The sequence below is a fragment of the Streptococcus sp. HMSC065H07 genome, assembly GCF_001837325.1.
Classification (GTDB): domain Bacteria; phylum Bacillota; class Bacilli; order Lactobacillales; family Streptococcaceae; genus Streptococcus; species Streptococcus salivarius_H.
This window is the reverse complement of the sequence record NZ_KV832034.1, coordinates 3,365-16,843: the sequence shown is the minus strand read 5'-3', so window position 1 is coordinate 16,843 and position 13,479 is coordinate 3,365. Positions and strand designations below refer to the sequence as shown.

Genomic DNA, 13,479 nt, shown 5'->3' with positions numbered 1-13,479 from the left:
GTTTTAGGTTTGACTTGTGGTAACTTCTGGAAAAAGCTTGTCTAGGATTTTTGGAGTGATAGCTTGTCCAGGACCTTCAGCACAATAGGTGTGCATATACATAGAGGGATTGAAGTTGAGCTCGATACAAGTGCAATGAGGTTTTTCCTTGCTAGCAGGCTGAGTTTTATCTGGAATGATGAGGTCAACCCCGCAAGCCCAGGCCCCCATGCTAGTCGCCATAGCTGCAGCTAATTCTTGATAGGATGAATCCATGGTCTCAGTGACATCAATAGAGTCACCGCCCGTAGAGATGTTGGAGTTACGGCGGAGATTGACCTTTTTCCCTTCTGGGAGAATATCATCAGGTGCATAACCTTGCTGACTCAACATCAATTGTTCGATTTCTCCTAGCTCAATGATTTCCAGCGGTGAGCGGTGGTCACGGCCTCGCAATGGGTTGGCATTTTTCTGAGCGACTAATTCACGAATAGTGTGTTTGCCATCACCGACAACATTAGCAGCGACACGAAGGAGGACGGCCTCACAACGCCCGTCCAGAATGAAGAAACGGTATTCGGTTCCTGTGATAAATTCTTCAACAAGAACAGCTGTATCTTCTGCAAAGGCAATCTCGAGGGCTTTCTTATAGTTATCAAGGCTGGCAGGCTCTTGGAAAATGGAAATGCCCAGACCGAAGTTGGTTGATTTTGGTTTAACCACAATTTGCTTGCCCTTGATAAGAGGATAGTAGGCTAGACCTTGTTCTAGATTGGTAAATTCGTCGCCGGCAGGGACAGGGAAGCCAGCATCAGCTAGGATTTTTTTGGTTACGGTTTTATTAGCCATGGCAAGAGGAACTACATAGTTGTCTTTTGAGGTCATGTTACCATTTTTGACGTACTCAACATGATCTTTATGCCAGAGTTTAAGGAATTGATCCTGCTCATCTAGGATTTCAAAATGAAGCCCTTTTTGAATGGCATCAAAGAGCAGCATCTGGGTAGAAAGTTCCATCTCTTCATAACCCTTAAGGGCATAGTGGGCAGTCCAGTCGTAATCATGATAGGCAAGAGCCTTGTCAAGGGCAAAGTCAGCAAGGGACTTGTCTTTGATATGAGGAAGAAGTTGAGCAGCTAGTGTCTGACTAGGATCTGCAAAGGCATCTTTAACTTGTTTGACCAAACCTTGATGATAGTCACCAAGCCCAAAATGTTGCACCAGTTGGTCTAGAGCTGTCGTAATGTTCTGAGTTTCAGCTTCAGAAGGTAGAGGTTCTAAAGGATGAGAGAGGGCAATTTTTTCATTCAGCGCGTGAGCTTGAGCCAGAGCCTGATCAACATTTTCAGGGGCATCCATCCAGAGGAAGGCTAGAAGGAGTAGGTGTACGGTATCCATGGTAGTTTGGCTAATACCGATACGCTCAAAGGGGTTGAGGTCGAAGTTACGGAATTCCAGATAGGTGATTCCCTTGTCAAGGAAGGAGCGATTATCCTTTTGTCCACGGAAACGAACAGCCGAGTAAAATTCCTTTTCCGCAATCAAATCACCTTGTTCGATATAGTTTTCGATGGTAGAGACATAGTCTTCTAGGCTTGCAAAAGAAACTTGGATTTCTTCCTTATTGACATAACCATGGTCGCTGTTTCGGAAGGAACGCACTGGTTCTGGCACTTCTTGGTCGAAGAAGCTTTGCTCAGCAACAGGTGCAGCACCAAAGAGATAGGTAATCACCCAACGATAGCGCAAATAGTTCTGAGCCAGCTTAAGATAGAGGGCGTTTTTGAAAGTAATTATATCAATCTGGTCACTTTCTTGGAATAGGGCCTCAACCAAATCTTTCCCTAGTTCCATATTATAGTGGATACCTGAGATAGCTTGTAGTTTAGTTCCGTATTTTTCGGCCAGGTAGTTACGATAATGGCGTTCAAATTCATTTTCCAGTTGGGCAACTTGGATTTCTTGGGCCTTGATACGAGGAGGCATGGACAAGGGCCAGAGAAGTTCATCTTTACTGATGGAACGTCCAGCTACATCGGTAATGGCTCCAAGAAATCGACGAGCCTCAGTGGTAGATTTAGCAACTGGTGTGATGAGTTCCATCTGAAATTCACAAAAATCTGTTTGAATATAAGGGTGGAAACTTCGAGCTCCTAGGCAGGAAGGGTGAGGCGTATGTGCTAATTTTCCCTGTCTATCGACACGAAGACTTTCGCGTTCAATTCCAAAGTTAGCTTGAAGGATAGGGCTAGTAGGCTCCAGCTTTTGAAGCAGTTGATTTATAGTCATAGAGTCACCTTTTCATCTAATGTTAGTGATAGTCTATTATAAATAGGAGAAGAAAACAACTTTCTGCTACGGTTAAGGGGAATTTCCGAATGTTTTAGATAAGAATTCTTAAAACCAGTTGCTTTTTAGCTCTATTATATACAAAAATTGTAAAATACCCACCGATTTTTATGTAAAATGTTATTTCTCTTGCAATTTAAATCAAATTAGCCTATACTAATGACGTATATATAAGAACGAAAGAATCCCTAGGGTCTGCCCTCAGGGGCTTTTGTATGCTCTCAAAAGGGTATAACCGTTCTTTTATAGATAAAGGATGGGCGTTAAGAGTAGCTTTCCGACAGTATGCTCTGCTCAAAAATGATGCTTTCACCGTGATGGATTACAGGACTAGCTTATATCTATCAATGCCTGAAACACGCTCTGCTCAGGGCAGGCGATATTTTTCGCCGTGATGATATTCCTGTAACTGCAGAAGCAGTTATAGGAAGCGGAGTTATCGAGACTTTGGCTCAAAACTTAGCTATGAGATTCCGAAGGAAGCTGCTAGCGTCCAAAGCCACTTAAGAAGAATATCAAAAAAAGAAAAAGAATAAAAAACGGAGGTAATTATGTTTCAAACCCTTATCCCCCAGATAAAGGAATACAAGAAACCCTCAATCCTAGCGTCCCTCTTTATGACACTAGAAGTCATGTTTGAGATTTCCATTCCCTTTGTCATGGCTAATCTTTTGGACAAAGGAGTCCAGCAATCCAACATGTCTAACATTTGGCTCTACGGTGGCCTCATGCTGGTCTGCGCCTTTCTATCACTATTCTGCGGCATGCAGTCGGCTCGCTATGCAGCTTTTGCCTCTGCTGGATTTGCCAAGAATCTACGTCAGGCCATTTTCAAAAAGGTTCAAACTTTCTCTTTTGAAAATATCGATAAGTTCTCAGCTGGTGGTTTGGTGACACGTATGATGACTGATGTTACCAACGTGCAGAACTCTTATCAGATGATTATCCGTGTCTGTGTGCGTGCACCACTTAACCTGATTTTTGCTATTGCAGCAAGTTTCCTGATTAATGGCGAAATGGCTTGGATTTTCGTTGGGGTAACGATCTTCCTTGGTTTGGTTTTGGCCATTATTACCAAAATCGTATATCCTCTTTTTACTCAAGTATTTGAGGCTTATGACAACCTTAACAACAGTATCAAGGAAAATATCACCAACATGCGTGTGGTGAAATCCTATGTTAAAGAGCAGGAAGAGACTGACAAATTTAAGAAGGCCTCACGTCGTATTTACAAGATGTTCATGCGTGCCATTCGTGTAGTTATCATGTCTAACCCAGCTATGATGTTGTCTATGTATGCGTCCTTCCTTATGATTTCCTGGTTTGGTGCCCATCTCATCGTTGGTGGTAGCTTAACTACAGGGGAATTGACTTCGATGTTCAGTTACACCATGACCATCCTCATGTCACTCATGATGTTCATGATGATCTTTGTCATGTTGTCTATCTCTACAGCATCTGTTGAACGTATTGATGAAGTTCTTAGCACTGAAGCCACCATTGTTTCACCTGAAAATGGTTTAACAGAAGTTGCAGATGGTTCTATCAGCTTTGATCATGTGGATTTCTCATACACGGATGAAAATGGTGACAAGACCCATGTCCTCAAAGATATCACTTTGGATATTAAGTCTGGTGAAGTTATTGGTATCCTTGGTGGAACGGGTTCGGGTAAATCAAGCTTGGTTCAGCTGATTCCTCGCCTTTATGATGTGGAAGAAGGTCAGGTTAGGGTTGCTGGGCATGATGTTAAGGACTATGATTTGGATAGCTTACGTAAGCAAGTTGCCATGGTCCTTCAAACCAATGTCCTTTTCTCAGGAACCATTAAAGAAAATATGCGTTGGGGAAATAAACAGGCAACAGATGAGGAAATCATTGAAGCTTGTAAGATTGCCCAAGCTGATGAATTTATCCAAGAGTTTAAGGATGGCTATGATACCAAGATTGAACGTGGTGGAGCCAATGTCTCAGGGGGACAACGTCAACGTCTTTGTATCGCACGTGCCCTTCTCATGAATCCGAAAATCTTGATTTTGGATGATTCGACATCGGCAGTCGATACCAAGACAGATCGTTTGATTCGTCAAGGTTTCGCGTCGAGTCTCAAGGAAACAACTAAGATTATCATCGGCCAACGTATTTCATCTATCCAAGATGCAGACCGTATCCTCGTTATGAATGATGGCCGTATCGATGCTATTGGTACTCATGACGACTTGGTGGCTAATAATGCTATCTATCGTGAGGTTTACAAGATGCAAACACAAGGGAAAGGAGTAGCAGATGCAGAATAAGAAAAAAGCTAATTGGGGCTCTCTAGCACGTCTTCTACGCTTTTTGTGGCAAGACTACAAACTTTCACTTAGTATTGCCTTTGTCCTCATTGTTGTTGCTTCTTTGGCAACGGTTAATTTGACGGCTTCGATTCAGTCCTTGGTGGACGTTTACGTTCAACCCATGCTCAAATCTGGTAGTCATGATTTTGGGCCACTGTTACGTTTCTTGACGTCAGTTGGGGTCTTTTGTCTTATCGGTGTGGTTGCCAACTATGTGGCCTCCCTCCTCATGGCGACGATTTCACAAGATTCCCTGCGTTCCCTTCGTAATCAGCTTTTTGCTCGTATGCAAAAGCTTCCGATTCGCTACTTTGATGCTCACCAACACGGTGACATCATGTCTATTTACACCAACGATATCGATGCCCTCCGTCAAGCTGTCGAGCAATCTATTCCGCAGTTGTTACAAACGGCCATTACCCTTATCGGGGTGACTGTAACCATGCTTACGGTTAGTCCCCTTCTCTTTATCGTGGTTCTAATCATGGTAGGCATCATGTTTATGGTCATCAAAAATGTATCAGCTAAATCAGGTCGTTACTTCGGTGAACAACAAAAGAACCTAGGGATTGAGAATGGTTTTATCGAAGAAATGATGTCAGGTCAAAAGGTAGTCAAGGCCTTCGTCCACGAAGAAAAAAGTATGGCTGACTTTGACAAGATTAATGAACAACTCTTTGAATCGTCATATTTAGCCAATCGCTATGCCAATGTTCTCATGCCAATTCTTGGGAACTTAGGAAATGTTTCCTTTGTTTTAACTGCCTTGGTCGGTGGGGTATTTGCTCTAAATGGTGTCGGTAGCTTGACTATCGGTGGTCTCATGGCCTTCCTACAATTGAACCGTTCCTTCAACGGCCCAATTACTCAGGTTTCTCAACAACTTAACTTTGTCCTTATGGCCCTTGCTGGTGCTGACCGTATCTTTGACCTTTTGGATGAAGCAGAAGAAGTTGACCAAGGTAAGGTCACTTTGGTCAACTACGAATTGGTAGACGGTCAGATGGTTGTGACAGACAAGAAAACCAACCACTGGGCTTGGAAGCACCCACGTCCAAATGGTGACTACGAGTTGGTCGGAAATGTGGTCTTCCAAGACGTTGATTTCTCTTACGATGGTAAGAAACAAATTCTTCATGGCGTTAACCTCTATGCAGACAAGGGGCAAAAGGTAGCCTTTGTCGGTGCGACAGGTGCTGGTAAGACGACGATTACCAATTTGATTAACCGTTTTTACGATATCCAATCTGGTGTGATTACTTATGATGGTATCGATGTGAAGCTGATTGAAAAAGATTCTCTTCGCCGATCACTTGGTATCGTGCTTCAGGATACCCATCTCTTTACAGGGACTATCGCTGAAAATATTGCCTACGGCCGTGCGGATGCGACTCGTGAAGAAATTCTTGAAGCTGCTCGTATTGCTAACGTGGATTCCTTTGTTCAACATCTGGACAATGGTTACGACACTGTTCTTACAGACGATGGTGCAGGCTTGTCTAATGGGCAACGTCAGCTGATTGCCATTGCGCGTGCTGCCCTTGCTAATGCACCGGTTCTCATCCTTGATGAAGCGACATCCTCTATTGACTCTCGTACCGAAAAAATGGTCCAAGAGGGGATGGACCGACTTATGGAAGGACGTACGGTCTTTGTTATCGCCCACCGTCTTTCAACCATCGTTAACTCTGACGTTATCATGGTTATGGACCACGGACGTATCATTGAACGTGGTGACCATGACAGCCTTATGGAACAAGGTGGTACTTACTACCGACTTTATACTGGTGGTCTTGAAATTGATTAACATTAAAAGAACTCAGGCTTTGCCTGAGTTTTTTTGCATATGAAGAAGATGTTTCTTTTGAGACTTTTCTTGTAAAAACGATAGATTTGATATCTTAAATCTCAACTTCTTTTAAACCGTGTGAGTCCAGGCGATAAATCTTTTGGCAGACTTGTCTGAGGTAGTTGACATCATGTGAGACTGTCAGAATGGCACCTGGATAGTTCTCGAAGAGCTGTCGGACTTGGGGTTGTGAGGTGGGTGAAAAATTTCTGGTTGGTTCATCTAAGATAAGGAGCTGAGGGCTTTCTAAGACCAGGTGTAGCAGGAGTAGTTTTCCTTTCTGTCCTCCAGATAAATCAGAAATGGCATGGCTCATTTCATCATGACTAAAGTTGAGGTTGGCGAGATGGGAACTTATGATTTCTCTCTCAGTTTTGTCGCCTGTCTTACTTAAAAACGCTATCGGTGACAAATCATTTTGCAAGATAGTATCGTAATGTTGAGGCATGTAGCCAATAGTCAGGTCTGTCTTCTTGCTAAGTTCTTGGTAGAGAAAGTGTAAGAGAGTGGATTTACCACAGCCGTTATCTCCAACAATACCAATTTTTTCTTGCCCTTTCAAAGAAAGTTTGAGATGGTCAATGGTCAGGTGAGGAGCGATGTTTATCTGCTTTTTATCCAGATTTAAGAGATATTTTCCCTGAGGTAGAGGAGTGATATGAGAGAAGAATAGTTCAATACTGTCTTCTTTATCAGGCATTTGTGTCATATCTTGGGCAAGGCGGTCGTAGCGTTTTTCTTGCGAGAGGACTGCTTTCATCTTTTTGGCAACCAATCGTCCTTGCGTGCTATCATGCGTATTACGTAGGGTAGTTTGGACATTTTGTTTGATACGGCGATGCTTGGCCATGGCTTTGTCATAGGCTTTTTTCTCGGTTTTCGCTTGCTGCATTTGTTGCTGGAAGGCATCAGTGCGTTGCTGGCTATAGTTATCATAGTCGAGGTGCTCCACACTAGTCCTTGCCTGACGGCGACGTTTAAGGAGTTCCAGATGGATAATGGTATCTGCTGTCTGGCTTAGTAGGTCCTCGTCATGTGAGATATAGATTATGGTTTGATCAGAATGTTTGATAAAATTTTTTAGCCAAGTCATAGTAGTCAAGTCCATATCGTTTGAGGGCTCATCAAGAAAAATGATGTCGTGGGGATGGGCTAATTCTCGGATGAGTTGAATTTTGAGTTTCTCGCCACCTGAAAGAGAGGAGATAAGCTGACCGCTAGCAAAACGATCACTATCAAAATGAAGTTCATCAGCCATACGATAGAGGGTAGCATAGTCTAGGTCATAAGTATCCGCAAAGAAGTAGTCGTTAAGGGTTAGGGATTGTAAGTCATCCGAAATCTGTTGAGGAATATAGACCTGTGGGCTATCTGGTTTATTAATAGTTCCCTCGTAAGAAAGATGGTCAAAATGTGCTTTAGGATTGACAAGAAGGGTAAGGAGACTTGACTTTCCATTGCCTTCTTCCCCAATGATGGCGACTTTTTCACCAGTAGCTATCGTTAGATTTAAGTCATGAACGAGTTCACGCAAATCTTTGGTATGGGTAATAGTTAGATGTTGAATCTGTATCATAGGACCTCCTAGGTCTGAGTGCTTGTTGATAGTGTTTCATGGGTAGTACAGTTTTTACTTCAAACAATATCAAAGGTCAAAAAACAGTCCTACCTTATAAGATAGAACCGTCTTGAATCTAGCTAAAAAGCCCTCTAGGAGATAGTGATGGTGTGGATGCAAAAAAAACACAGATACCACCAATAAATTTTCTATAGAAAAAGAGCGCAAAAAAGACATGAAAACAATCTATCAAATAAAGCAGGTTTATTGTGAATAGACTTAGTTGTTCATGTCTCCATTTACCTCCGAATGTTACTTTCCTTGATTGTACGCTGTCCGAGAGATTTTGTCAAATGAAAATAAAATATCCAGTCCTATTAGACCGCCGATGCACCTTATCAACAGTCTTCACCTATGCTATACTAGAATCAGTACTAAAATGGAGATTATTTATGGAAAATAAGTTTGTAAAGAAACCAACACCTAAGGGGGATAAGTCCACAAGAATTGTTTTTATAGGTCTCTTAGTGGCATTGCTTTTTATAATCGCAGGGACAGCTATCTTCTTTGCTGTGAATAGTAGCAGTAAGGCTACCAAAGGTTTAGCTGCATCCAGTAAGTCGAGTACGACTGTCTATTCCGGCAGCAATGCAGAAGACCCCTTGTTCAAAATTACCCTGAAAACCTTCGGAGATAATAAGGAATTTTTACTTGTGACACCAAATCCTGGTCATGATAGAAACATGTTTAACATTGTGGGGGTAGCTGGTCAATACTTAGTCACTCAGGAGTACAAGGGGGGTGAATCTGGTAAGAAAAATGCCAAGGGTGAGACACTTTATAAGTATGACTACTTTAATATCTATATGTATGACACGGAAAAACCAAATCAAAAACCTAAACAAATTGACCTCTTGAAATTGGCTAAAAAAGCTGGGGATGAAGATTATTTAAATCAGGCAAGTCTAAGGCTTTTCATGCTTAATGAGCAAGCTTACTTACAAATGCCTTTTGGTGCGTCATCAGCGGATTTTGCTTCTAATAAAAAATACCTCAATCTCAAAACGCAAAAGATTGAGGAAATGAATATTCCAGCTAACTCGAATACTTTGGACTCGGAATTGGATTATGCCAATGTTGATATGCGTAAGACTTTAGAGCCTTTTGGACTTGAGATGTGGCCAGATGCAACTAATGGTAAGGATCTAGATTATCCAAGAGAAACACCAATTGCGAGTCTGCCTGCTCTTTATTACATTTCTGAAAAAGACAGAAGCCTCAATATGGATAGTACCAACTTTGCCAAAGAGCATAAGGATGCTTATGAATCGATTAAGACCAAACATGCTAGGATCTACACCATTCCAAGCAAGGTTAACAATGAAACCTGGTTCAATACCTTACTCCATTGGGTGGCACCTGAAGGCCAGGATGCCTACGAGTTACCGGTTAGGGCATTTAGACCGACTCAGGAAGAAGGGAAAGTCAAGTCCTACCAAGAATTGCAGACTTGGAATGACAACCATATCAGAAAAAAATAGAGGAACTTACCTCTGAAACCCATAAGACTATGAACCCAAGTCTATAATACTTGGGTTTTTTAGTGTTTTTGAAATGCTAATGGGAGACCTTAGTCGTGAAATGGGATTATTAAATTGTGTATCAATGGTTTATCGAGGGTGTTACAGAATCGGATGGTTTGTAATAAGAAGGTAAAAATTAGAATCAAAGTGAGGAAATCAGCCAATAAAATGAGTTAAATCCTCTCATAAGTCTAACATCTTCCGTGAAAATCATGAGAAAGTTAGGAATGAAAAGAAAATAAAATAGAAATTTGAAAACGGTATAAAGCAAATAAAATCAAGGGTTTTACACTTGTAAGAATAAAAAACGAGCAAAAGTTGTTGGTTGAATTGTCAGACAACTTGATTTTTTTTAAAAAAGTTGACTTAATCACTTGACCATAAATTGTCAGAATGTTAGAATGTAATAGAATCATGAGTTCAAGTATAGGATTCTTGTATACTCGTGACCTATAACTAACTATTTCATACAGAGGGAGACTTGAAATGAAAGACATTTTTAACAGACGCCAACGATTTTCATTGCGTAAATATTCGTTTGGTGTCGCTTCAGTCTTGCTAGGAACGGCACTCTTTGCTGCTCATACTGCACAGGCTGATGAAGTCACAGCACCTGATGCTTCTTCATCAAACCCAGGTTCATCAGTTGAGGGCGAGAGTTCTTCAGACCTGGTTGAGACGTCAACAGCATCAACAGCTCAAGCAGATCCTACTGCAGCTGTATCTTCAACTGAGGCAACTGCGTCAACATTTAACTTGACGCCAGAAGCTTCAACAACAGATAAGGCTACCGCAGAGGCAACTGACAAACAAGCTACAGAAACTGCAAAATCAGAAGCAGCTAAACCAGCATCAGAAGCAGCTAAACCTGCAGAAAACAAGGCTACATCAGAAGCAGCTAAACCAGCTACTGCAGCATCAACTGCAGCAGCTAGCGGTAAAGTTGAAACAACAGCTTCAACAACAGCCGCTGCAGCAACTCCAGCAGCAACAGCGGCAAACCGTACAGCAGCAACAACAGCTCCTGTAGCTGAAGAAACAGCAGCAGCTGAAACTGCGGCGGCAGCAACAAGTGTTAAGCCAAATGTTACAGCACGTGGTTATTCACGTTTTTATTCTGTAGGATCAGCAGCAAATCGTAGTGCAACACTTGACCGCGCTGCAACTGATATGACGAATGCTGGTGCTTTGGAAACAAGTGGTCGTAGTCGTAGTCGTAACCGTCGTGCCGCTACAGACCACAATAACGAGCCGGTTGCTGTAGCAACTTTCCTAAAAGACGGTGAAGTTGCTACACCTGAGATGACGGATCCAAATGGTGCAAGTGTTGCATCTCAAACTGTACCAGCTGGATACCAAGCTAAAGAAGGCGACTTCTATACTTATGCTATTTGGGATCTTACTAAGTTCAATGAACGTTATGGTACAACATATTATGCGCGTGCCTATAAGAGATTTGATGACTCTACCGATACAACTGTTGAATTGATCAACAAAAATACTGGTGCTGTAGTTGAAACAAGAACGATTACCGCTTCTAGTGGGGTTCAAAAGTTCACGACTACTACAGCAGCGTCTAATAGCCAATTAACTTTCCAAGTAGATTATAAAGCTGGGACTGCCCCAACTGGTAAAAAAGCAGAACCATTTATTCAAAATGGTTATGCAGTTGGAAAGAGTATCACAGACTTAGTAGCTAGTGGACACCAACTTACACCAGCTGAGCAAGCACTTTATACTGCGGTTTATAACGCTCGTACTACAACAGATATTTTAAACGTTGTTGAACCAGCTTACAATGGTCGTACAATTACCGATTCAACCGCTAAAATACCAGTAACAATCAATAAAACAACTTACTATAAAGTAGTTGATAAAAACAACCCAACATTTAACGCCAATAAAACAGATAAAACTGTTCAAGATTATAAAGAAAATGGTAATGAAGTTGAGTTAGCTAGATACACTCTTAAAGCTGAAGAAGGGCAACGTTTCACAGCATCTGGCGAACGTCAATTTGATGGCTACAAACTTTATCAAACTGCTGACGCAAATGATCAATCAGGTACTGTAAGTCGTCCTTACACCGTTGGTACGAAATTCATGGATGCGGACCGTTACGGTATCAAACGTATCAAAGAAGTTGTTGGAGAAGACGGTTCAGTCGTTATTCGTGTTTACTTGCTAGATCCAAGACAACAAAGCAAACGTTCTGATGGTTCATTAAGTACCGATGGCTATATGTTGCTAGCAGAAACTAAGCCAATTAAACCAGGTGAATGGAATTCACAGGACTTAGTTGTTAAAAAATCACCTCTTAGAACAATTTCATATACTGAAACTAATGAAAAAACAGGTGCAGTTACACAATATCCTAACGGTAAAGAAGTTGAATTTGACTTCCAAAAAGCTTCAGGATATACACCATATCATACTGTATTCGTACCATTCTTAGGAGATGGAATTGGACACGGTTCAGCTAACTCACAATTGGAACGTGGGGTAGGAGGTATCGGTACCAACGTTGACTTGCTCAACACTTTGACACCGTACAAACAACCTATTTACTACTATGTGAAACAAGAACCAGTTGAAGTCACTCCAGAAGTTGAAAAACAACTTGAAGGACGTGTATTAAAAGATGGCGAGTTCACATTCAAGTTAACAGAAGAGAAAAGCAGTTCTGATAAACACGAAGAAACTGTTACTAACAAGGACGGCAAAGCGACATTTAGCAAGCTTACCTTTACTAAAGCTGGCACATATAAATACAAAATCACTGAACAAAAGGGTTCTGATACAAACATTGACTACGATGCAATGACTGTTACTATGACTGTTAATGTAACGGAGAACGCTCAAGGTGATTTACAAGCTTCAGTTAAATACAGTGCTGAAGGTGGATTCAAATCAAGTGCTGATGATAAGATCTTCAACAACTATGTTGTAGCTCCAGTTAAAACTAAGTTTGACTTCAGTAAAGCTCTTGCAGGTCGTACTCTTAAAGATGGTGAATTCAGTTTCCAATTGAAAGATGCCAACGGAACTGTTCTTCAAACTAAGACTAACAATGCTAGTGGTGTGATCGCCTTTGACGATTTGACATTCACAAATGAACAAGTTGGTACTCACAAGTACACTGTTGAAGAAGTTCGTGGTTCTGAAGCTGGTATGCAATATGACCCAATGAAAGCTGAAGTAACAATCACTGTTACTAAGGAAGGTCACGTTCTTAAAGCAACAAACACTCTTCCATCAGATACAGAGTTCAACAATACATTCACTCCTGCTGCAACACAAGCTCAATTCAAGTTTACTAAGAAACTTGAAGGTAAAGAGCTTACTAAGGATGCCTTCACATTTGAATTGCTTGAAAATGGTAAAGTAATCCAAACTAAGAAAAATGCGGCTGACGGAACAATCCAATTCGACGCTATTTCTTACGATAAAGAAGGTTCTCACACTTACACTGTACGTGAAGTAGCTGGAACAGATACCAACATTGATTACGATGATATGAATGCAGTTGTAACTGTTAATGTCACAAAAGACGCTCAAACAGGTCTTTTGAACGCTGCAGTTACTATGCCAGCTGATACTGAGTTCAATAACTTTGCTGTTGCACCAGTTAAGACTCGTTTTGACTTCAGTAAAGCTCTTGCAGGTCGTGCTCTTAAAGATGGTGAATTTAGCTTCGTATTGAAAGATGCCAACGGAACTGTTCTTCAAACTAAGACTAACAATGCTAATGGTGTTATCGCTTTTGACGATTTGACATTCACAAACGCACAAGTTGGTACTCACAAGTACACTGTTGAAGAA

Annotated in this window: 6 protein-coding genes; 4 read left to right on the top strand and 2 right to left on the bottom strand. The window is 41.4% G+C overall.

Annotated elements, in window-relative coordinates:
* Positions 1 to 3: 3 nt before the first annotated feature.
* A complete protein-coding gene (gshAB, locus tag HMPREF2637_RS05675; protein WP_064524086.1) occupies positions 4 to 2,268 on the bottom strand; it encodes a bifunctional glutamate--cysteine ligase GshA/glutathione synthetase GshB in 2,265 nt (754 codons plus the stop codon).
* Positions 2,269 to 2,879: 611 nt separating this feature from the next.
* Between gshAB and HMPREF2637_RS05670 the strand changes: the two genes are divergently transcribed.
* A complete protein-coding gene (locus tag HMPREF2637_RS05670) occupies positions 2,880 to 4,625 on the top strand; it encodes an ABC transporter ATP-binding protein (RefSeq protein WP_070839588.1) in 1,746 nt (581 codons plus the stop codon).
* A complete protein-coding gene (locus HMPREF2637_RS05665) occupies positions 4,615 to 6,474 on the top strand; it encodes an ABC transporter ATP-binding protein (protein WP_070839586.1) in 1,860 nt (619 codons plus the stop codon). The genes HMPREF2637_RS05670 and HMPREF2637_RS05665 overlap by 11 nt, the downstream gene beginning before the upstream one ends.
* Before the next feature lie 94 nt (positions 6,475 to 6,568).
* Here HMPREF2637_RS05665 and HMPREF2637_RS05660 read toward each other — a convergent pair whose 3' ends face one another.
* On the bottom strand, positions 6,569 to 8,092 hold the full coding sequence (locus HMPREF2637_RS05660; RefSeq protein ID WP_064524079.1) for an ATP-binding cassette domain-containing protein: 1,524 nt from the start codon (positions 8,090 to 8,092) through the stop codon (positions 6,569 to 6,571).
* A gap of 434 nt (positions 8,093 to 8,526) precedes the next feature.
* Between HMPREF2637_RS05660 and HMPREF2637_RS05655 the strand changes: the two genes are divergently transcribed.
* Positions 8,527 to 9,615, top strand: a complete 1,089-nt coding sequence (locus tag HMPREF2637_RS05655; RefSeq protein WP_014634794.1) for a hypothetical protein — start codon at positions 8,527 to 8,529, stop codon at positions 9,613 to 9,615.
* Positions 9,616 to 10,143: 528 nt separating this feature from the next.
* The coding region (locus HMPREF2637_RS11550; RefSeq protein WP_256315964.1) for a Spy0128 family protein at positions 10,144 to 13,479 on the top strand (3,336 nt) is incomplete at its 3' end.